We start from the raw sequence: 21,711 nt of genomic DNA, 5'->3' as shown, positions 1-21,711 counted from the left end.
TACAGGCATGGTCTTTTCTTTTTTATACGTAAACAATATTTTACGTTTGTTGCAAACTATTGTTCTTCATTAATCGTACTTACTAATAGATTCTAACATAAAAAAGATGAAAAACTATCTGATTATAACAAAGAGAATAATCGTAACGGCTACTCTCTTGATCTGTATCGGCATCAACATCAATGCGCAGCAGACCACTACCCGAAATCCGTATTACTCCCGCACAGATACAAAGAAGCTAAATGTCAAAAACTCGGAATGGAAGAAAATTCTGGATCCGAATCTGTATGCCGTAGCAAGGGAAGCGCAGACAGAACGTGCCTTTACCGGTAAATATTATGAGTATGATGTCAAGGGAACCTACTATTGTGCCGTATGTGGTAATCCATTATTTCGTTCTACAGCCAAATTTTCTTCTACTTGCGGATGGCCATCCTTTTATGAGCCTCTCAAAAAAAACAGTGTTATCTATAAACAAGATAACAGTTACAATATGGTACGCACAGAGGTATTATGTGGACGCTGTAATTCGCACCTGGGTCATATATTCGATGACGGACCTCCGCCCACTGGCAAACGGTTTTGTATGAACTCCATATCGCTGGAATTTGAGCCTGATCAAAAAAAATAATAAAAAATAAATCCGCTCCGCTATCGATGTCGTAAATGAGGTAAAGAAAGCAAATAAAAGAATCAATTTTCAAAACAAGACATCATGAGAGCAACATCAAAATTAATCGCCCTGAGTTTATTTTCACTTAGTCTGATTTGCGGAGCAAATGTATCTGCACAACAAAATCAAAAAGAAAAAACAGTAATGGTAGGAGGTGCTCCAATGTATCCATCCAAAAACATTGTAGAGAATGCGGTAAATTCTAAAGACCACACAACATTGGTAGCTGCTGTAAAAGCTGCAGGTCTTGTAGAGACATTGTCTTCAAAAGGACCTTTTACTGTATTCGCTCCTACAAATGAAGCTTTTGCCAAATTACCGGCAGGTACAGTAGAATCTTTGGTGAAACCAGAGAATAAAGCAAAGCTGACAACTATTCTTACCTATCATGTTGTCGCTGGTAAACATGATGCCAAGAGCATTATGAATATGATCAAAGCAGGTGGAGGTAAGGCCAGCGTAGCTACTGTACAGGGTGAAAAAATTACATTCTGGGCAAAAGGAAAAGATCTGTATGTACGGGATAGTAAAGGTAACGATGCCAAAGTAACCATAGCAGATGTGAATCAATCAAACGGTACTATTCATGTAATTGATCAAGTACTGATGCCGTAAATAAATAAGGTGAGGTAAATGTGAGGTCGGTATTTACGGCTTTGAACGGAAGTAAACTTAGGTTTACTTCCGTTTCTTTTTTGCAGGGAATTGCACTTTATATTCTACAGGATTGAGCTGGTCTATGGGTATTTAAAAATAAGTTTTTAAAGCGGAGCGGAGATTGTGCTAAAAAAATTAAGCTATATAATTTCTAAAATTAAGCTGTTAAAAGATAATATCCGGTTACCTGCAAACAATTTCAACATTTTTTATCTTTTTAAGATGATGGAAAACTGACTGAAAAACTATTGTTTTTTTACAGAAACCGGTCTTTTATTTATTGATTTTTAAAGAAATCACAGGATCAAAGATAATATGGTAAAAATCTGGTTTTCAGTATCCGTACCCAATTATTGATGATCAAAAATATTAACTTTAATCCATCAAATACTGCTTAAGGCAGCAACATATTACCAAAAATAAATTAAATGTAAACTAACAAATATCTTATGTCCCACACATCACAAGAAAATTACAGCTTTTTCAAAGGTGTTAGTCAAAATTTTGATAAAGCAGCTAAATTCACTTCCTTTTCTTCCGGAATACTGGAACAAATCAAAGCTTGTAATTCTATTTTACAGGTCAAGTTTCCGGTTAAGATCGGAGATAAAATTGAAGTAATTGAAGCATATCGTGTTCAGCACTCTCATCACAAGTTGCCTTGTAAAGGTGGAATTCGCTTTAGCATTGAAGTGAATCAGGATGAAGTAATGGCTTTAGCAGCACTAATGACTTACAAATGTGCGATTGTCAATGTACCATTTGGAGGTGGAAAAGGAGGGATAAAGATTGACACCCGGAAATATACTGAATTTGAACTGGAAAAGATCACCCGCCGATATACATCAGAATTGGTGAAAAAGAATTTTATAGGTCCCGGAATAGATGTCCCGGCACCGGATTACGGTACGGGAGCCAGAGAGATGAGCTGGATACTGGATACCTACTCTTCGCTGAATCCTAATGATATCAATGCGCAGGCCTGTGTTACTGGAAAACCTATTTCGCAGGGAGGTGTGAGAGGACGTACAGAAGCAACCGGACTGGGAGTATATTTTGGTGTTCGTGAAGCATGTTCTTTTGCAGAGGATATGGAAAAACTTGGACTCAGCACCGGGATAGCTGGTAAACAGGTTATTGTGCAAGGATTAGGTAATGTGGGTTACCATGCTGCCAAATTTTTTCAGGATGGAGGAGCTCTTATTGTTGGTCTTATTGAATATGAAGGAGCGATATATAATGCGGAGGGTTTCGATGTGGACGCTGTACTTGCACATCGCAAAGCGACTGGCTCTATTCTGAATTATGAGGGAGTACAAAACTTTAAAAATGGAGCTGAAGGATTAGAACAGCCTTGTGATATCCTTATTCCGGCGGCCTTAGAGTCTGTTATCCATGAAGGAAATGCGGATCGAATCCAGGCAAAAATAATCGGAGAAGCAGCCAACGGACCACTCACTCCCAAAGCAGATGAAATTCTGAATAGAAAAGGTATCCTGATTATTCCGGATATGTACCTGAATGCCGGGGGTGTAACGGTATCGTATTTTGAGTGGCTGAAAAATCTGAGTCATGTGAGATATGGACGTCTGGAAAAACGATTCAGTGAAAATATGTATGCGGAGTTGGTAAATATAATAGAATCTCTGACGAGCAAGAAAGTGTCCGAACTGGAACGTAAGATCATCCTGCGCGGTCCGGACGAAATAGATCTGATCTACTCCGGTCTTGAAGATACCATGATCGGATCGTATCAGGAGATTCGTGAAGTATATAAAAATACAGCAGGCGTAGAGGATTTGCGTACTGCAGCCTTTATATGTGCGATTAATAAAGTCGGTGCAGCATACGAACAATTAGGAATCTTCCCATAAAGGATGATCTCATCAGAAACAAAAAAGCCTGTATACTAATCGTATTGCAGGCTTTTTTAATACACTATATAAATAAGGAAAGTTATTGGACATCGTAGATATCAGGTCTGTATCTGAAAGAAGGCGTAAGCCAATAAAGCAACACAACTCTGGAATATCTGTAATTGACCGGAGCCATTAGTATGGCCGCAGATAGCGATACCCCAAGATATAACCAGGGAGACTCAAGGTTGTTTGTCAGGAAGTAAGTGGCAAAACAAGCGGTTAGCAACTCTGCGACATTAAATGCATAGCTGATATACATAGCTACATAAAAGTAACCGGGCTCTTTTTCAAATTTGAGACCACAGTGCGGACAGGTTTCGTTCATTTTCTTAGATCTGAAACTGAAGAGAGGAGCTTTAAAAAGATCTCCCTTTCTGCATCGCGGGCATTTGCCATCCAGGGCAGATTTCAATTCGTTTGACAGGGTATATTTCATAGCTGTTATATGTGTTTTTTTCTAAATTCTTCGGGAGTAATCCCTTCGTTTTTCTTAAAAAATTTTGTGAAATATGAATTATCATTAAAATTCAACCCGTAGGCTATTTCACTAATGGAATAATCCTGGATAACCAAAAGGCGCTTTGCTTCCAGTAATACCCGGTTTCTTATAAGCTCTCCCGCTGATAAACCCATAGATTCTTTCACCAGTGCATTCAGGTGGTTGGGAGTTATAAACAGGAGCTTAGCATAATCTTTAGGCAGTCTGAGTGTTCTGTAATTGCTCTCGATAAGGCTCATGAAATTCCTTAATAAGGTATGATTATAGGCAGCACTCTCGGATTTATTTTGAAGTACAGGACTTCTTTCCAGTGTTTTGAACAGATATAATAAGGTAATTTTAGCAAAATCCAGATCTCGTGTAGTTAGTAGCTCCCGGAACAATCTCATAACCTCATCCTGCAAATCCGGACTGATATCGAATACCTGGTCTTTTATTAAGCCTGAAAAGAACGAAAACTGACTCAGATATTCAGGCCGCAACAAAAAAGTATGGAAAAAATCTGGTTGAAAATTCACTATAAATCCATCCATTTCACCTTCAAAATCCCAACGGTGTATCTGACCGGGTAGCATCATGTAAATCTGCCAGGGAACTACATTAAATGTTTCAAAATCAATCGCGTGTGTTCCTGCGCCCTGTGTGAATAACAACAGTTGGTAAAAACTATGCCGGTGAGGAAATACAAGATTTTTATTGCGGGACAGATAAGAAGACAACGCCTCTACAGTGATCGTATTCTCCTGTGTCCGGGACAAAGAGCATTGGTCTAATATAGGGATGCTTGCTTCCATGTCTACAAAATTAGCGTAATAAATACCATTTGTATGGTGTAGTACATTTCTTTTGTGGTATTTTTTACTGATTATACAATTTATTATACCACAAAGGCCTCTGTTAATGATTTGGGGCGTTATTTATATCTAAAAGCAAGATCAATGGAGGAATGGATAAAATGCTTAATTTCATTTCACTTAACAGCTATGAAATAATTATGTAGTATCTGTGATGTATAAAATGGGGAAGGGGAAGCCTGTTTTAAAAACAAAAATCTCACCCTTTTCAGGGTAGAGATTAGTGTGTGAAAGTATTGTGTTGTATCTTATGTTATATTGTTATTGCTCATTCTGAGCCGATGTATCAGGCACTTCAAGGATAGCCATTAGTAATAGATAATATCCTTTTTCAAGTCCTAGTTTTGCTGCATTTTTTTCTGTAGTTTCCATACTAATTTTTTATTGATTGATTATTCTATTATTAACTCATGATAAGTTTTGCAAATAACATGCACAACTTCTAAGACCACCTTGTTTATATTTCTTTTTTTATTTTTTATTAGTAATAAATAGCTAATAAACAGTTAGTTTACTTTCTTATCAATTGTTTTTTACCTTATTTTTAAGTCTTAGTTATAAGCTCTTAAAGTGTATAGTATTTAGTACATTTTTAACCTGTTATAATATAAAATACCCTGTTTAAACTCTGTTCAAGCAGGTTTTTTGGGATTTTCCGTCTAAGTACGAAACCACTAACGGTAACCGGAGATTGTCTGTGTAATATCACAAAATTAAATTGTGCACAATTTAATTTGATTCAATGTATATCTTTGTTGCCATGGAAGAAGAATTAATGTTAGATCATCAGGTATGTTTTCCGATATATGCTTTATACCGGGAAATAGTACAGCAATACAGGCCAATGCTGGACAAGCTGGATCTGACCTATCCACAATATCTTGTATTGTTGGTGATGTGGGAACATCCTTTGCAAACCGTCAATCAGATCGGACAACGCCTCCGGTTGGATAGCGGTACGCTGACACCTTTACTGAAGCGCATGGAGCAAAAGAGACTGATATCCCGCCGGCGCAGTGCTCAGGATGAAAGAACGGTTGAAATATCCCTTACAGATACAGGTAAGGAGCTTTCTACAAATGCCAAATGTATTCCCGGCCAAATGCTGAATGAGATGGGCATTACTTTAGAAGAACTTTTACAATTAAAAACTATTGCCAATAAAATATTAAACAGGAATCACTAAAAAAGAACAAGGATAATATGAAAACTTTGTATACAGCAGTAGCAACTGCAACAGGTGGTCGTAATGGCCATGTAAAGACTGATAACGAAGTACTGGATCTTCAGGTCAGAATGCCCAAAGAACTCGGAGGTGCTAATAACGATTATACCAATCCTGAACAATTGTTTGCAGCAGGATATGCGGCTTGCTTTGACAGTGCATTAAATCTGGTGATTGGTAAATCTAAAATTAAAACAGGTGAAACAAGTGTCACTGCACATGTTGGAATAGGAAGCATAGAAGGTGGTGGTTTCGGATTAGAAGCCGAGTTAAAAGTAAATATTCCGGGAGTAGAGTTAAATGAAGCAGAGGCCTTGGTCGAACAGGCACATCGTATTTGTCCGTACTCTAATGCTACAAGAGGAAATATAGAAGTCAGATTAACAGTAAGTAATTCATAAATTTTACCCTTATGATAACGATCATTGCAAAGATATTCGTCACTATTGTAGCGCTGGAACATCTTTACATCCTCTGGATGGAAATGTTTGCCTGGGAAACAGCAGGCCGGAAAGCTTTTAAAGGAGCTTTACCAGATGAAATGTTTCGGCCAACAAAAGGTTTGGCTGCTAATCAGGGACTTTATAATGGTTTTCTTGCAGCAGGGCTGATTTGGTCATTCTTTATAGAAGATCTGGTCTGGCAAAAGAATATAACATTGTTCTTCCTGGGATGTGTGATTGTGGCAGGTATATATGGAGCGGTCTCCGCATCCCGTAAGATCTTTTTTGTACAGGCATTGCCCGCAATTCTTGCTCTTGTATTTGTATTGTTATCTTAAAAATATTAAAAAAACAAGTTATGTCATTATTAGAAGATTTATCATGGCGTTATGCCACAAAGAAGTATGATCCTTCAAAAAAAGTAAGCACAGAAGATGTGCATAAAATTATTGAGGCCGCCCGTCTTGCTCCGACATCCTCAGGTCTGCAACAATTCAGGGTACTTCTTATCACAAATCAGGAATTAAAAGAAAAAATCGTTCCGGTAGCTATGGATCAGCAGATCATAGCAGACTGCTCGCATCTTTTGGTATTCGCTGCATGGGATCAATATACAGAAGAACGCATTGATGAGATCTACAACCGAACTACAGATGAGCGTGAATTACCGAGAGGTCGTTTTTCCTCGTATACAGATCGTTTGAAAAGCCTGTATCTTACCCAGTCAGCAGAAGAGAACTTTGTACATACTGCACGACAGGCTTATATCGGATTTGGACTTGCTATAGCTCAGGCTGCAGAATTAAAAATAGATACTACTCCTGTAGAAGGATTCAACAATCAGCAATTGGATGAATTGCTGGGATTGACAGAAAAAGGATTGAAGAGTGTTACTTTGTTACCAATAGGTTACAGAGATAATGAGGGCGATTGGTTAGTCAGCATGAAAAAAGTAAGAAATCCGCAATCCGAATTCATAATCGAATACAATTAACATTAACTATTTCATAAGACAAGAGCGGGACTATTACTCCCGCTCTTGTTATTTTATGTGGATTGTCTTTTATTAATACCTATTTAGATGATTCTCCTTTTCCACCAAAGGTTATCAATACCATACCGCTTATAATAATAAACATACCGAGAATCTGTGCCCAGGTAAGAGGACTTTTAAAATAAAGGGCCATCGTCAATTGAACGGTCAGGAATGTGCCTCCCGAACAAAGCGCTATTACAATAGGCTGAGATACTGATCTGAATAGTTGTACTAAAAACCAGCTTGCCGATAACAATATAATATTACCTATAATCAAGGTCAGCCATTTATACTTCGGATGAATTCCACCATATTTAAAGAGAAGAGTAGAAACACACTGACAGGCCCAGAATGCAATAAAGTAGACGTAGTTCATGCGGTAAAGATAAACTTTACTTTGAATTTATCTATATACATCCTCCTCAACTTTTATTCTATTCTAACGATCAATTTTGGCTGCATTCAACCGTAAGGAGTTTAGAATAACTGATACGGAACTGAAGCTCATAGCTGCAGCAGCAATCATAGGGGATAGCAATAGCCCGAATACCGGATATAGAATTCCTGCTGCCACAGGTATACCCAATACGTTATATAAAAATGCAAAAGTCAGATTCTCCTTGATATTCCGTGTTAATTTTTCACTCAGGATCTTGGCTTTAACTATTCCGGTCAGATCACCTTTTAACAAGGTTACCTGTGCACTTTCAATAGCTACGTCTGTTCCTGTGCCCATCGCTATTCCTATATCTGCCTGGGCAAGTGCCGGTGCATCATTGATACCGTCTCCGGCCATCGCTACAATTTGCCCTTTATTCTGCATTTTCTTTATTTCCTGTAACTTATCTTCCGGAAGTGCCTGAGAGAGAAAATGTTTAATACCTAATTCATCCGCTACTGCGTTAGCCGTTTTCCCATTATCTCCTGTGATCATCACTACATCTACTCCATGAGCCATCAATTCCTGAATGGCAGTTTTGGCAGTAGCTTTTATTTTATCCGAAATGGTAATAAATCCCACCACATCTTTATCAATAGCCAGATAGGATACCGTTTTTCCCGTTGCCTGCTGTGTTTCCACTTGCTTACGTACTTCTTCTGTAATCGCTATGTCCTGATCCATTAATAGTTTTTCATTTCCAAGAAGCACATGTTTTCCATTGATAGTCCCGGATACACCTTTACCTGATATATTCTCAAAATCCTCCACCTTATCCAGTTTCAAATCTTGTTCTTTTGCTTTTTTTACCGTAGCTTCAGCCAGTGGATGTGTACTGTTCTGATTAAGAGCAGCTGCCATTTGCAGTACCTGATCGGCATCAAATGCATTAACACCAAATACCTCATTGACTGTAGGTTTACCCTCTGTAAGTGTTCCGGTTTTATCCGTCACCAATACATTTACTTTATTAAGTTTTTCCAGTGCTGCAGCATTCTTAATTAAAATTCCGTTTTTTGCGCCCTTGCCTACACCTACCATGACTGACATTGGAGTCGCCAAACCCAAAGCACACGGACAGGCAACAATTAATACAGCCAGTAAATTGGCAAATCCAAAAACCATTTGTGGTTCAGGACCCCAGATCGCCCATGCAATAAAGGTTAATATGGATATGACAATCACAATCGGTACAAAAATAGCCGAAACACGGTCTGTTAGTTTTTGAATAGGAGCCTTGCTGCGACTGGCATCATTGACCATGTTGATAATCTGAGACAATAACGTTTCATCTCCCACACGTTCAGCCTTCATCAAAAATGTTTTGTTGCCATTAATGGTTCCCGAAGAAACTTTATCCCCGACCTGCTTATCTACAGGAACTGGCTCTCCTGATATCATAGATTCATCAATGGTCGCACTACCTTCCACAATCTCTCCGTCTACCGGAATTTTATCACCTGGTTTTACACGCAATACATGACCAATAACAATGGATTCCACTGCAATTTTTCTTTCTGACCCGTTCTCCACAAGAGTGGCTTCAGATGGAGCCAGTTTGATCAACTCTTTTATGGCTGAATTTGTTTTCGAATGCGCCTTAGCCTCCATGACCTGACCAAGAAGTACTAAAGTCAGGATCACACATACAGATTCAAAATACAAACCTACATTGCCGTGATGTCCCCTGAATTCCGCAGGAAACAGCTGAGGGAAGATTAATCCGACGAGGCTGTAAATAAATGCGGCTGTACCTCCAAGACCAATAAGGCTAAACATATTCAGCTTCCATGTTTTGAAGGATATCCATGCACGTTCGAAGAACATCCATGTAGCATAAAACACGACTGGCACAGTCAGTGCCAGTTGTATCCATCCGTTAATATGTGCAGGAATAATCTTACCTATAGGATCTCCCGGAATCATTTCGCCCATGGCGAGTATAAAGATGGGGATCGTAAATCCTAAGGCTATCCAAAACTTGCGTAACAGATCTACATAAGTCTTATCTTCATCATCCGGAGTTATCGGTACCAGATCCATACCACATATAGGACAACTTCCCGGTTCATCTTCCACGATTTCAGAATGCATAGGGCAGGTGTATTGCGTGCTTTTCCGCATATCTGGTATCTTCTCCAGATTCATTCCGCAAACCGGACAATTTCCAGCCTGATCATAGACTTTGTCTCCTTCACAATGCATAGGGCAGTAATATTTGCCAGCTTTGTTGTTTTGAGATTTTAGCGGTTTGTTTTCATGTACCTGAGAACCGCAACAGCCTGCTGAGTTAGATTCTTTATTTTTCTTTTCCGTTTTTTCAGTAGATACTAAAAACATACCGCATACCGGACAACTTCCTGGTGCATCGTAGACTTTATCACCTTCACAGTGCATAGGACAGTAGTATTTACCATCTTTATTGTTTTGTGATTCAGGTTTCTTGGAGCTGCAACAATTATCTTGGTTATAATGGCCGACTTCTGTATCAGGTTCTTCGGTAGCCACAAGAAACATACCGCATACCGGACAACTTCCCGGTGCATCATAGACTTTATCCCCCTCACAGTGCATAGGACAATAGTATTTACCATCTTTGTTGTTTTGTGATTCCGTTGCTTCGGGGCTCTTTGAACCGCAACAATTATCTTGATTATTCTGACTTACCTCTGTATCAGGTTCTTTGGTCGCCACAAGAAACATACCGCATACCGGACAACTTCCCGGTGCATCGTAGACTTTATCTCCTTCACAATGCATAGGACAATAATATGTACTGCCTTTTTCAGACACCGAAACAGCTCTTTTATGCTGATTATTTCCTTCAATACGGCCATCCGTTGATTTTTCTTTTTTCATAATGTTATATTTTTCAACAGTAATAACAAAGATTGAAAATCTATGTAGAAGATATGTTATACAATTATGAGGAAAACGTACAAGTTTTCAATCCGGAGATCAGTATAGGATACCTTCTGACTGTAAGATATTAACAACCCATATGCTTAATTTGTTTAAGATGTTTCGTATTCGTGAAATGATTTTTTAGATTGAGGTGTTTTGTAGAAAAAATACTTATGTTTTATTTAATGATATTGTTATATTGTAGAATCTTTTTATTTTCGATTACTTTTCTTTAAGGCTAAAACCTAAATCAATGGTTAGTTTTACAAAATACAGTGATTCTGAATTGATCGCCTTACTTAAGCAAGGCAATAGTAATGCTTTTACCGAGGTTTACAATCGTTATTGGGATAAGCTGTACATTGTCGCAGCTAATAAGCTTAATGATGAATATCTTGCTGAAGAGGTTGTACAGGACATATTTCTGGATATTTGGAAACGAAAAGAGATGCTTGGTCTTTTGCACAATATAGGCTCCTATCTCGGCGCTGCTCTAAAATATAAGATCATTAATATCCGACACAGAAGGACTATCGAACAACGTTACCAAGACGCGAGTGAAAATCTCGAATTATATTATTCAATGGAAAATTATCTGCAATTTGATGAACTCAAAGACCGTCTGGAGAAACTAGTTGCACAACTTCCGGAGAAATGTCAATTGATTTATAAATTAAGCCGTGATGAAGGCATTCCTCAAAAGCGTATAGCACAAATGCTTAATATTGCGGAGAAAACAGTAGAAGCACACCTTACACGTGCACTGAAAGCATTGCGATCAGGAATCAAAATGATTATTTCCTACATTCTTCATTCAAAGTTTCCTAATCTCCAAAGGAGAGCATAAAAGTAATCTTCTATTAATCAGGAATAACCAAGCGGGTTTTAAAAAAAGTGACTTGCCTATGTAGGGATATGGACAAGTTATTTGACTATATAGATATAAAACCAAATTATATTCCTAATAAATGAACAAACAACGACTGGCAGAACTTGAGTTAAAATGGCTGAAAGGCGAGATCAGTGAAGACGAATCAATAGAGTATGCGCTATGGTATAACGAGGGACAGAATGATCAGCTTCAAGTTCCGGAAGATATTGCCGATAGTAAATCCGCGCACCGGTCAAAGCTGTGGAAAAATATTAATCAGAAACTTGCTAAAGATATTAATACAGAAGTTGGCCAATCTTTGAAAAACAGAAGTAGTATACCGTATTTCTACCCGCTGACAGCGGCCTGTGTACTGATTATGGTGGCATTGGGATTTTGGATGTATAATCTGGAAAAACCAATTCCGTCAAATATTATAAATGATGTGAATCCGGGACATCACGGAATGATTATTACGCTGGAAAACGGACAACAGCTTATCGTTGATTCTCTTGCTGACGGTTTGCTCGCTATACAGGATGGTGTGAGAATCATAAAAAAACAAGGCATAATCTATTATGAAGGAAAAGCTAAAAAATCAACTTTTAACACTGCTTCAACAGCTAAAGGCCGAAAATTTCAACTGTTATTGCCCGACAACAGTAGAGTATGGCTTAATGCAGAGTCTTCTATAAAATATCCTACGGTATTTTCCAATGATGAAAGAAGGGTCGAAGTGAAAGGTGAAGTTTATTTTGAAGTTGCTTCTGATCCCGGGAAACCATTTATTGTACAATCCGGTTTACAGCAAATTACTGTTTTAGGCACCCGATTTAACGTAAATGATTATCCCAATGAAGATGCTGTCATAACGACACTGTTGGAAGGCAAAGTAAGTGTTGGTGTGAATAGACAAGGTACTATTATCCGTCCGAATCAGCAGTTAGCGTTATTCCGGAAAACAGATGAAATACGGATTTCCAATGTAAAAGCTACAGATGCTATTGGCTGGATTACAGATGAGTTCAGACTGAATAATACAGATCTGGCAACTGTTATGCGACAGATAGAACGTTGGTACGGAGTAGAGGTTCGGTATGAAGACGGAGTAGATAAGCATCAGACTTTCTTCGGAAGCACCCAAATGAATCAAAAGTTATCTGAAGTGTTAAAAGTGTTGCAACTCAGCGGTGTAAAGAGTTCAATTGATGGTAATATCGTTGTAATTCATAAAAACTAACCTAAAATTATGAAAGCAATTTTTTACATTCTCTTTGTAGGCTTTTTGCTTTTTTCTGAAAATGCCTATGCGCAAAAAATAACATTACACGAAGATAACTCAACCCTGAAAGAGATTTTGGATAATATCACTAATCAGATTCCTTATAAAGTGTTTTATTCTTCAGAAATTATTAAAAAATCAAAAAAAGTTTCGATCCATGTTACAAATCAGGATTTGATTCCCGTACTAAATAAAATCTTCGAGACTCAACCATTTTCGTATTCAATAACAAATAATACAATTGTCTTAACCCCATTTAAAAATAAGGTACGTGAAATATCGATTACTTTTAGAGATATCTCATTTCAGCAGCCTTCCCGCGAAGAAAAATACTCTCTGGTATACGGTCTGGTGCAGGATTCTTTAGGTAAACCTATGGTGGGAGTAAATGTAATCAATAGCCGGGATCCCAAAAACAGCATGACGGTTACTGATAAACACGGCAGATTTACTATTTCAGCTACGTCTGGTGATATTTTGACAATCTCTTCCTTAGGATTTAAGGAAAGAACTTTTTGTTGTCAGGAAGAAGACAAGGTTATTATAGAAATGAGTGAATCTGTGATTCAGATTTCAGATGTAACGATAGAAGTTGAAATCAAGAAAAAACTAAATCTGAATACGCAAATCGATCTTTCTAACCGATCTTATATGAATCTGGCACAGGTATTACAAGGCACAGTACCCGGAATGACTTTGCAGTTCTTACCAAGTAACAAGAAAAAAATTGAAGGAATCAATTATGGCGCACGTGATCCTAATCAGCCAGGCCTTGTGATAAGTAAAATCTATTATACGGTAGATCAGTTTCTGAAAAGATTTCATCCTAACGGACAGCAGATTTTAGATGCGCTACAGAATGGAGGCTCATTACCCTTAGATATGGATAGATCCCGTTTTGAACTTGTCTATTCGACAAGCTCCGGCATACAGCTCGTTCCGGAGTTACGGGGAGCCGCCAATTTTGGCAATACAGAAGGAATGATGGTGATCATTGATGGATTTCCCTTAGATGAATTTCCGGCTAACTATCCTATGGCCAATGTAGAATCTGTAGAAGTAATCAAAGATCCTAAAGAACTGATAAAATGGGGCCCCAGAGGTTCAGCAGGCATTATAATGGTCAAAACAAATGCAGCCAAAGTAAATAAATTAAATATAAACTATAGTATGAATATGTACTATACACCTGCACCTAAGTTTGACAGAAATAAATTACAATTACCCTCATCTCCTAATATTATAGATTACCTCAGAGATCTGGTGGACTCGAATATGGTCGCTGGTGAAGCTACTTCTGAAAATATGAATTTTGCCGAACGTGTGGTGCGTAAATATAAAAGTGGACAACTGACTGAACAAGAGTATATAAGACAGATGGATTCACTTAGTAATCTGGACAATCAGGATCAGATCAGTCTGTTACGTCAGAATGCTGTTTCGCAGAATCATATGCTTACAGTCGCCGGAGGAACAAATCATTATCGTTTTAATGTAACAGGTATTTATAATAACATGCGGAATAATGGTCTTAATAATAAAAATGAGACCTATGGCTTAGATGTAAAGAATATCTTCAATTTTCTGAAAAATAAACTCCGTGCTGATTGGCAGATTAATATCAGTTCCGGCAGAGCGCAGACAGGTGGGGATAATCTGTCAGTTTTTGATCTTCCACCACCATATCAGATGCTTCTGGATAAAAACGGTAATTATATCTACGATTACCGTTCTATAGGGGCGGAGTATAACTCGCTTATTCAAAAGGCAGGCTATTTAAATCATGGTGTAAATATACTGGAAGATGCCCGGCTGAAAAGTAATATTACCAGAACTTTACAGAAACAAACAAGATTTAATATGCGCTGGGAAATGGCAAAGGGATTAATGATGAACAATTCCTTTTTTTACAGGGATGTTACTAACAATAATGAGTTAAATAAGAATGAAGCTCTAAGCGAAGTTCGTCAATTGATCAATAATTATGGTGTTCCGAATGCCAATGGAGTTGATTTTTACGTTCCTCGCGGTAATATTGTCTTAAGAAATAAAACGCTATCCAGGCAATGGAATCTTCGTTCGGGATTAAATTATAATTTAACATTGAAAGAACACACATTAGATATTAATCTGGGAGGAGGAGGAGCTAATGATATTTATCTGAGACCATCCGGCAATACTATATTTGGGTATAATAATAAAACAAAATACGGAAGCGCAGTCTTTTTGCCGGGAGGAAATCCGTTTGGGGGGATTCGTAATTATCGCCAGTTATATTCTAATATTTCTACTGAACTATATCCTTATACACTCCTTACCTCTACGGGGGGGGACAGCACAAGTGCACCTACGCTAAACTGGAATGCCGGATTAAATTATGGTTTTCTGGATAAAACAATTACTTTGAATGGTACTTATTCACAGTCGTTAAGCTCCGGCTACGGACAAGGGTCATATGCAAAATCCACAATTTATAACGGAGAACTGGCATGGAGAATAAAAGCTAAGCGTATTGGACCTATACGGATAAGTACCGGTATAGAAGGTAATAAAATGCCGGATCTCCCATCAAATATTCAATCTAATCGATCCAAGCAAGCCGATTGGAATAATTACGCGATATGGATTACCAATTTTATTCCTGTGCAGCAGTCAGGTCAGTCATCCACGAATATTTTTCAACGGGTTACTTTTGACCTTTTTAAAGAAAAACTTAAACTGAGCGGCACTTATAATACACAACGAATGAAGGGTATTTCAACTAGTGGATCACTAATTGACTCTACAGCATTCAAAACAAGCCGTACTATCCGGTACTTCAGTGCGGCTGCAGAAGGAAGTTTCAGGGCAGCAACATTACTGTTTAATGCGAACTATTCACGTTCACCAGAGGGGCAGCAACAGTTTAATGGCAATGTTTCGTACGATATTAAGAGAGAGACATATTTTCATTCTGATGTGATCAGCTCCCTGTTGATAGGTGGTACTATTCAGGATATCAGTTCTTTGCAGGGCTTAGGACTAATGATGGGTACCAATGTTGCTCAGGGCGGAGGCTTTGGTATGGCCACTAATAACAGTTTTAATATCCTTCCCCCGAAGAATAAGAATATGGAAGGGTATTTTCAATTGGGATTAAATCAGGACAAGACCAGAATAGATATACGCTATTATAAACGCTCAATTATTGGATTGTCCAATAATATACCGCTTCCTACAGATCCGTCTACAGGGCTGAATAATCAGATTACATACAGTAATATTGTTAATGAAGGGATAGAATTTTTTGTTAAAAGCGATTTGGTACGCAATAGAAAATTCAAGTATAGTATAGCATTGAATGGTGCTTATAACAACAATTATGTTAAGGAAGTACCTGAAGTACCATTTACCACTACAGATGATTATCTGCGGGGGTATCGTTCAGGTTATAGTACCAATAATGTCTGGGGATATCGCTGGGCAGGACTGGATGAGAAAGGAAACCCACAGATATATGATTCAAAGGGAAATAAAACAGCCAATCCCGAAAAAAGTGTACTTAGCGAGTCTCTGGTATACATGGGCGTGAGTCGGGCACCCTGGACAGGTGCTTTGATTCAGGATATGGGTTACCAGAATTTTTTTATTCGTGTCACTCTTATGGCAAATTCCGGAGGTATTATGCGTCGTTATATTCCAGCTCCATCCAAAGAATACGATAATAGCAGTCTGATAGCAAACCGTTGGAGAAAACCCGGCGATGAAGCCTATACAGATGTACCCGCAATAGCGAATGAATCGGCAACTGCATTACGGGGTTATCTGACAAGGAATTCTTCCAACAGCATTATGTCATCCGATTTTGTGCGTCTTCAGGAAGTGATGGTAGGTTGGAGTTCTCCTTCAAATTTTTGGAAAAGCAATTATATAAAATCTATGTCTGTAAGTCTTCATTTGCAGAATCTTGCTTTCTGGGCGAGGAATAAATATAAACTGGATGTAAATGTTGTAGATGGTACAGGAAGGATAGGACTTCCTATACCATTGCAATGCGGTTGTAGCCTGAATATTACATTTTAAAATCAATTGATAATGAAATTATATATCTCAAAATCCATACTGACTATTTTGGTATTCCTTTTTCTGTCAGGCTGTGACAGTTTCCTGAATGTTAGACCCAGTACTTCCAATGTCAATCCTTCAACTATTAAGGATTTTCAGGAAATGCTCAATAGTGATTCGTTGGCAACCAGCAGTTTTATTCTGGCAGATATCATGTCCGATGATGCAATGATGGTGCGTAGTGACAAAAATGAATTTTATGGTAATGCTTATCTGTGGAACAAAAGTATCTGGACGGAAGCAGACAATGACTTTATGTATAACAGTGCCTATACACGTATTTTACAACTCAATATCTTATTGAATAAGGCCGAAAAAGTTTCTACCGGGAATCCAGCAGATCTGACTGCTAAAAATATTATTCTGGCACAGGCAAAAGTACATCGCGCATGGTTTTATTTACAGCTTGTCAATCTTTATGGTAATGATTATACATCCGGCAGTCCCCAGACAGATCCTGCTGTCCCTTTAATATTAAACCCCGATGCTGGTGTTAAGCCTAAACGAGCAACGGTAAAAGAAATTTACGATCAAATTATTAAAGATCTTTCGTCTGCAGTCACCACTCCAGATCTGCCGGCTATGGGACAGACAGTTATTCATCCCGGAAGAGCCGCCGCTTTTGCATTGCTTGCCAGAACATATCTGTACATGGGCAATTATTCTGCTGCACTGACCAATGCAAATGCTGCATTAGATTTAAAAAATACATTGGCGGATTATAATGCACTTGAAGTTATTCCTGTTTCGCTCCTGGATCAAAAAGATAATAGAGAAACAATGTTGGCAAAGATGGGGCAGGATGTGCATTATATTAATCGCTATACTTCGTCGATGTTGGGCAGTGACGAAGTATTAGATTTATTAACGTATCAGGATCAACGACGAAATTTAAGCTTTTCCATGTATGGAAATAACTACATATCTGTAAATGGGATAATGACTTTTAATTATAGCATAGGTGTTCCGGAAGTCATGCTTATCAAAGCCGAATGTCTGGCCCGAAAAGATAATACAGAAGAAGCACTGTCATTAATTAATGCTTTAAGGGAAAAAAGACTGAATAACCCTGAGCCTTTAACAGGTATTTCGACTGATATTCTCAAAATAGTTCTGGAGGAACGCAGAAGAGAATTGTTTTTTCATGGCGGCCTTCGCCTTTTTGATCTTAAACGGCTGAATCGGGATGAACGATTTAGAAAAACTCTGGAACGAACGGAACAATATCAGTCAACTGTGCTGTCTACACTGGAGCCAAACAGTCCTCGTTATCTGATGGAAATTGCTCCCAGAATAATAGACAACAATAAAGATATAGTCCCCAATCCGCGTTAGCAGGATAAAGGAGTATAAAAACCTTTTATATCAATAACGGTAAATAACAAAAATATGAACGACTGTGTAAATAAATACAATGGAAAATGCAGGAAGTTAACATATTTTCTTTTGTTAACTCCCCTGTTTATGTTTTTTTGGGGTTGTAAAAAAGAGCAGTGGAGCGAGATGAAGGATATCTCTGAGCAATTCTCAAATTATAAATCTTCCTATATCGGAAAGGCAAGTTCTTTGTTTCTCGGGGATAAACCATTCGTCAACTACACTTCTGTGGCTCCGGGATTACCTGTTTTACTTGAAAGGGAAGTCAATGAAACAGTAGTTGTGGAGGGAAGGATAGATACCAGCCTGATCAAGACTTATAATGATTTGCAACAGACCAACTTTCCTTTATTTCCTGTAAATGCGTTTGAACCGGGAAATAATGGCCGGATAAAACTTGCTCCCAATATGCTGCAATCCGCAGATTCATTGAAGGTTTTTCTTAAAGACGCTACCGGACTCAGGAACAATACAGTATATCTGATTCCTGTACGTTTGACTGTTTCTTCCGGTACAGCCAGATTGAAGAGCTCGGTGTTGTTCCTTAAGATGCAACTTATAGTCTCTGATCTCAAAGGAAAAATGAACGCTTTTGTCAGTAGTCCCAATTTTAATGTTACCAGCTCCTGGAGAGTGAACTATATTGCCGGAACAGTTAACAACCTGAGATTAAACGGAGTTAATGACGGACCCGAAGCCATAAGTTTTTCTGTAAGACTACTGGATACTGTCCCGAAAGAAGTAAGGGGTGGAATTCAGGAAAATACGAGTGATTCCATTTTTATATGGTACAGTAAAAACATTGCGAACGCACCATTAAAACGTATCCCTCAGGATGCTTTTAAAATCACACAAAAGAATGTAAGTATCCCTTCTAAAGGTTTTGTTTCATCTGATAATTTTTCAGTTCAGATCAATTATGATATGCTCGCTCCGAGTGATACCGCATATCTGTTGATTCTGGAGATGGAAAATACGTCCGATAAATCTTTGATTACTCCTGATACAGAAGGAAATGGACATCGTGCATTTATTCAGGTTTATATGAGAGAAATTATAACCGGAAATGTTGCAATTTCTAATGATGGCCTTTCCGGTAGTATGATGAACAGGCGGAACTGGTCATCCACTTCAAGTGGAGGAGCTTCAGATGAAGAGTTTCCGGCAGCTAATGTATTGGACGGATCTGTGGAGACCTACTGGAGGGGAGCGAATGCAGGACCTCAGGATCTGATTATTGACATGGGTAAAGTACGCACGCTTAAGGGCTTCTTCCTGACTCCGCAATATAAGTCGATATATGAAGGCTTTAATAATATGAAAATCTATTCCAGTAACGATGGTAAATCATGGATTTATCAGGGTATGTATCAGGGTACTAACACAGACTGGCAATCGTCTATTACTAATCCGGATATCAAAACCCTTCGGTTTCTTAATCCGGTAAGTTCCCGGTATATAAAATTCGGACTGATGAATGCTTACGGTAATCCGGCCATAGCAGAAATTAACGGTGTAGAGTAGTTAGGATAGTTAATAATTTTAATATAATGTATAAAATGAAAAATAAAATAATTTACGCTTTAGCGACAGTATTACTCCTTTGGAATAATGTTGGGTTCGCTCAAAAAAAATATGCTGTAAAAGGTAATATACAAGGATGGACAGAAGATTATATCGTTCTTGTCAGACGAGGCAACTACCCGGGAACTGATTCTGTGAAAAATGTAAACGGAAGCTTTGAATTCAATGGAACAATTGATGGCTTCACGAGTGCTTTTATTGTAGCACGGACTACCGAACCGAAATATAAATTCTTCTTTCTGGAGCCCGGCACTACGGAGATCAATGGAACATTCAGTAATCTGGCTGAAGCAGATGTAAAAGGTTCCCGGGCTACTGATGAATATCAAATAGTAAGACAAGCCCATAAAATTTTTGAATCGAAAAAAGATTCGGTGTTTACCCTGCACAGAGGAGAGGCTGATTCACTAAGAATGCAGACATACAACCAGCAAATAAAAGATTTTGATGCAGAAGAAATGGATTTTGCAAAGCAATTTATTCAAAACCATCCGGGAAGCCCTGCCAGTTTAATAGAATTAGGGAAGATAAATTTAAAACTGGATTATAAGGAGATCAGACAATTATGGGATGGCCTGGACAAGGAACTGAAATCCGTCACCGAAGCAAAAGAACTTGGAGATCTTATAAATAACCTGAAAAATGTTCAGATTGGCGAATTAGCGCCAGTTTTTTCACAAAATGATACGTTAGGACGTCCGATCAGCCTGATTGATTTCAGAGGCAAATATGTACTGGTTGATTTTTGGGCAAGTTGGTGTGTTCCGTGTCGGAGAGAAAACCCAAACCTCCTGAAAGCATACCAAACATATAAAGACAAGGGATTAGAAATATTAGGTGTTTCATTGGATTATAGCAATGGAGAAAAATTCTGGGAAAGAGCCATCAAAAATGATGGTATTATTTGGCCGCAGGTATCAGATCTGAAGGGCTACGATAATGAAGTTGCTGTTCGCTATGCTATACAGTTCGTACCGTCCAATTTTTTGCTGGATCCACAGGGAAGGATTATTGCGAAAAATCTTACCGGAAGTAATCTGAATGATAAATTGAAAGAAATTTTTGAAAAGCAATCCAAGGAGCACATTTAATTTATACAAATCAATATTTTAATATTTAAAGAAATGAAAAAAATCAGTTTAATCGCATTTGTCACATTTGTATTTACGGCATATGGACATGCTCAGGAATCGCCTTATATAGTAAAGGGGAAAATTGCAGGATGGCCTACAGAGCAGGCTTATTTGGTCAGACAGGGAAATTATCCCGGAGCAGATTCTGCTGTTGTCTCAAATGGTGTTTTTGAATTTAAAGGAACAATCGCAGGTCCCACTATAGCTTACTTAATTACGAAAAAAAAAGGAGGAATGGCTAAGTTTCTTTTTGTAGAACCCGGATCTATTACTGTCGAAGGAAATTTTGAGGCTTTTAAAGATGTAAAGATTACAGGGTCACCTGCGTATCGGGAATTTGAATTATTAAGAGATGGTCATGATGTATATGACAAACAGATGAACGATAATATACTTCTTCAGGTCAATACAACAGATAGTCTTGAACTTAAGTCGATATATGCTGACATGGAGAAGATTGGTCTGGCAGATCTCGAGTTTTCAAAAAAATTTATTCAGGAGCATCCGCATAGCCCGGTAAGTGTGATGGAAATCAAAAATCTTGTAAACAGAATAGATAAGTATGCTCTGAAGAAATTATATGACAGCCTGAATGAGACAATTAAGCAATCGCCTGACGGAAAAAAACTTTTACAGGAAATTGAAAATACAGTTGCTGAAACAGCAGAAATTTCAACAAACTAATCTTTAGTATTAAATTTTATTGAATAT

At 38.1% G+C, this 21,711-nt stretch carries 18 protein-coding genes; 14 read left to right on the top strand and 4 right to left on the bottom strand.

What is annotated here, in order from left to right; translation table 11 throughout:
- Positions 1 to 106 precede the first annotated feature (106 nt).
- From msrB to B4B65_RS12505, 3 genes are all read left to right on the top strand, one after another.
- A complete protein-coding gene (gene msrB, locus B4B65_RS12515) occupies positions 107 to 631 on the top strand; it encodes a peptide-methionine (R)-S-oxide reductase MsrB (RefSeq protein ID WP_293915929.1) in 525 nt (174 codons plus the stop codon).
- 84 nt (positions 632 to 715) lie between these two features.
- Positions 716 to 1,288 (top strand): fasciclin domain-containing protein, encoded by a 573-nt coding sequence (locus B4B65_RS12510; RefSeq protein WP_293915928.1) that lies wholly within the window; start codon positions 716 to 718, stop codon positions 1,286 to 1,288.
- Positions 1,289 to 1,779: 491 nt separating this feature from the next.
- On the top strand, positions 1,780 to 3,204 hold the full coding sequence (locus tag B4B65_RS12505; protein ID WP_293915926.1) for a Glu/Leu/Phe/Val family dehydrogenase: 1,425 nt from the start codon (positions 1,780 to 1,782) through the stop codon (positions 3,202 to 3,204).
- 82 nt (positions 3,205 to 3,286) lie between these two features.
- On the opposite strand, the gene B4B65_RS12500 is transcribed toward B4B65_RS12505, so the two are convergent.
- Both B4B65_RS12500 and B4B65_RS12495 read right to left on the bottom strand, forming a co-directional pair.
- Positions 3,287 to 3,685, bottom strand: coding sequence for a DUF983 domain-containing protein (locus B4B65_RS12500; protein ID WP_293915925.1), 399 nt, complete (start codon positions 3,683 to 3,685; stop codon positions 3,287 to 3,289).
- Positions 3,686 to 3,690: 5 nt separating this feature from the next.
- On the bottom strand, positions 3,691 to 4,542 hold the full coding sequence (locus B4B65_RS12495) for a helix-turn-helix domain-containing protein (RefSeq protein ID WP_293915924.1): 852 nt from the start codon (positions 4,540 to 4,542) through the stop codon (positions 3,691 to 3,693).
- Between the two features lie 820 nt (positions 4,543 to 5,362).
- Here B4B65_RS12495 and B4B65_RS12490 point away from each other — a divergent pair.
- From B4B65_RS12490 to B4B65_RS12475, 4 genes are read left to right on the top strand one after another with little or no spacing between them, the layout of a single operon-like run.
- Positions 5,363 to 5,788 (top strand): MarR family winged helix-turn-helix transcriptional regulator, encoded by a 426-nt coding sequence (locus tag B4B65_RS12490; protein WP_293915922.1) that lies wholly within the window; start codon positions 5,363 to 5,365, stop codon positions 5,786 to 5,788.
- A 17-nt stretch (positions 5,789 to 5,805) separates the two neighbouring features.
- The gene (locus B4B65_RS12485; RefSeq protein WP_293915921.1) at positions 5,806 to 6,228 is read left to right on the top strand and encodes an organic hydroperoxide resistance protein; all 423 of its coding nucleotides are present in this window, start codon (positions 5,806 to 5,808) and stop codon (positions 6,226 to 6,228) included.
- Between the two features lie 11 nt (positions 6,229 to 6,239).
- Positions 6,240 to 6,608 (top strand): DUF1304 domain-containing protein, encoded by a 369-nt coding sequence (locus tag B4B65_RS12480; RefSeq protein ID WP_293915920.1) that lies wholly within the window; start codon positions 6,240 to 6,242, stop codon positions 6,606 to 6,608.
- Positions 6,609 to 6,628: 20 nt separating this feature from the next.
- Positions 6,629 to 7,264, top strand: a complete 636-nt coding sequence (locus B4B65_RS12475) for an NAD(P)H-dependent oxidoreductase (RefSeq protein ID WP_293915918.1) — start codon at positions 6,629 to 6,631, stop codon at positions 7,262 to 7,264.
- Positions 7,265 to 7,343: 79 nt separating this feature from the next.
- Here B4B65_RS12475 and B4B65_RS12470 read toward each other — a convergent pair whose 3' ends face one another.
- Both B4B65_RS12470 and B4B65_RS12465 read right to left on the bottom strand, forming a co-directional pair.
- Entirely contained in the window at positions 7,344 to 7,682 is a 339-nt protein-coding gene (locus B4B65_RS12470; protein WP_293915917.1) for a hypothetical protein, read from the bottom strand.
- 63 nt (positions 7,683 to 7,745) lie between these two features.
- A complete protein-coding gene (locus B4B65_RS12465; protein ID WP_293915916.1) occupies positions 7,746 to 10,604 on the bottom strand; it encodes a copper-transporting P-type ATPase in 2,859 nt (952 codons plus the stop codon).
- A 298-nt stretch (positions 10,605 to 10,902) separates the two neighbouring features.
- Between B4B65_RS12465 and B4B65_RS12460 the strand changes: the two genes are divergently transcribed.
- The 7 genes from B4B65_RS12460 to B4B65_RS12430 all read left to right on the top strand — a co-directional run bounded on the left by B4B65_RS12460 (position 10,903) and on the right by B4B65_RS12430 (position 21,684).
- On the top strand, positions 10,903 to 11,496 hold the full coding sequence (locus B4B65_RS12460; RefSeq protein ID WP_293915915.1) for an RNA polymerase sigma-70 factor: 594 nt from the start codon (positions 10,903 to 10,905) through the stop codon (positions 11,494 to 11,496).
- 121 nt (positions 11,497 to 11,617) lie between these two features.
- Positions 11,618 to 12,760: a FecR family protein gene (locus B4B65_RS12455; RefSeq protein ID WP_293915907.1), complete on the top strand. Its 1,143-nt coding sequence runs from the start codon at positions 11,618 to 11,620 to the stop codon at positions 12,758 to 12,760.
- Between the two features lie 9 nt (positions 12,761 to 12,769).
- On the top strand, positions 12,770 to 16,864 hold the full coding sequence (locus B4B65_RS12450) for a SusC/RagA family TonB-linked outer membrane protein (protein ID WP_293915906.1): 4,095 nt from the start codon (positions 12,770 to 12,772) through the stop codon (positions 16,862 to 16,864).
- Positions 16,865 to 16,876: 12 nt separating this feature from the next.
- On the top strand, positions 16,877 to 18,241 hold the full coding sequence (locus B4B65_RS12445; protein WP_293915905.1) for a RagB/SusD family nutrient uptake outer membrane protein: 1,365 nt from the start codon (positions 16,877 to 16,879) through the stop codon (positions 18,239 to 18,241).
- A 168-nt stretch (positions 18,242 to 18,409) separates the two neighbouring features.
- Positions 18,410 to 19,807: a BT_3987 domain-containing protein gene (locus tag B4B65_RS12440; RefSeq protein ID WP_293915904.1), complete on the top strand. Its 1,398-nt coding sequence runs from the start codon at positions 18,410 to 18,412 to the stop codon at positions 19,805 to 19,807.
- A 35-nt stretch (positions 19,808 to 19,842) separates the two neighbouring features.
- Positions 19,843 to 20,958 (top strand): TlpA disulfide reductase family protein, encoded by a 1,116-nt coding sequence (locus tag B4B65_RS12435; protein ID WP_293915903.1) that lies wholly within the window; start codon positions 19,843 to 19,845, stop codon positions 20,956 to 20,958.
- Positions 20,959 to 20,991: 33 nt separating this feature from the next.
- Positions 20,992 to 21,684: a DUF4369 domain-containing protein gene (locus B4B65_RS12430; RefSeq protein ID WP_293915902.1), complete on the top strand. Its 693-nt coding sequence runs from the start codon at positions 20,992 to 20,994 to the stop codon at positions 21,682 to 21,684.
- The last annotated feature ends 27 nt before the right edge of the window (positions 21,685 to 21,711 follow it).

The sequence above is a fragment of the Sphingobacterium sp. UBA5789 genome, assembly GCF_002418355.1.
In the GTDB taxonomy this organism is placed as follows: Bacteria; Bacteroidota; Bacteroidia; order Sphingobacteriales; family Sphingobacteriaceae; genus Sphingobacterium.
Note: the sequence above shows the minus strand (reverse complement) of the source record. Positions and strands in the feature narration are given on the sequence as shown.

Coding starts and splice junctions, on each gene's coding strand:
- msrB (WP_293915929.1), top strand. CDS start 107: ATGAAAAACTATCTGATTATAACAAAGAGAATAATCGTAACGGCTACT.
- B4B65_RS12510 (WP_293915928.1), top strand. CDS start 716: ATGAGAGCAACATCAAAATTAATCGCCCTGAGTTTATTTTCACTTAGT.
- B4B65_RS12505 (WP_293915926.1), top strand. CDS start 1,780: ATGTCCCACACATCACAAGAAAATTACAGCTTTTTCAAAGGTGTTAGT.
- B4B65_RS12500 (WP_293915925.1), bottom strand. CDS start 3,685: ATGAAATATACCCTGTCAAACGAATTGAAATCTGCCCTGGATGGCAAA.
- B4B65_RS12495 (WP_293915924.1), bottom strand. CDS start 4,542: ATGGAAGCAAGCATCCCTATATTAGACCAATGCTCTTTGTCCCGGACA.
- B4B65_RS12490 (WP_293915922.1), top strand. CDS start 5,363: ATGGAAGAAGAATTAATGTTAGATCATCAGGTATGTTTTCCGATATAT.
- B4B65_RS12485 (WP_293915921.1), top strand. CDS start 5,806: ATGAAAACTTTGTATACAGCAGTAGCAACTGCAACAGGTGGTCGTAAT.
- B4B65_RS12480 (WP_293915920.1), top strand. CDS start 6,240: ATGATAACGATCATTGCAAAGATATTCGTCACTATTGTAGCGCTGGAA.
- B4B65_RS12475 (WP_293915918.1), top strand. CDS start 6,629: ATGTCATTATTAGAAGATTTATCATGGCGTTATGCCACAAAGAAGTAT.
- B4B65_RS12470 (WP_293915917.1), bottom strand. CDS start 7,682: ATGAACTACGTCTACTTTATTGCATTCTGGGCCTGTCAGTGTGTTTCT.
- B4B65_RS12465 (WP_293915916.1), bottom strand. CDS start 10,604: ATGAAAAAAGAAAAATCAACGGATGGCCGTATTGAAGGAAATAATCAG.
- B4B65_RS12460 (WP_293915915.1), top strand. CDS start 10,903: ATGGTTAGTTTTACAAAATACAGTGATTCTGAATTGATCGCCTTACTT.
- B4B65_RS12455 (WP_293915907.1), top strand. CDS start 11,618: ATGAACAAACAACGACTGGCAGAACTTGAGTTAAAATGGCTGAAAGGC.
- B4B65_RS12450 (WP_293915906.1), top strand. CDS start 12,770: ATGAAAGCAATTTTTTACATTCTCTTTGTAGGCTTTTTGCTTTTTTCT.
- B4B65_RS12445 (WP_293915905.1), top strand. CDS start 16,877: ATGAAATTATATATCTCAAAATCCATACTGACTATTTTGGTATTCCTT.
- B4B65_RS12440 (WP_293915904.1), top strand. CDS start 18,410: ATGAAGGATATCTCTGAGCAATTCTCAAATTATAAATCTTCCTATATC.
- B4B65_RS12435 (WP_293915903.1), top strand. CDS start 19,843: ATGAAAAATAAAATAATTTACGCTTTAGCGACAGTATTACTCCTTTGG.
- B4B65_RS12430 (WP_293915902.1), top strand. CDS start 20,992: ATGAAAAAAATCAGTTTAATCGCATTTGTCACATTTGTATTTACGGCA.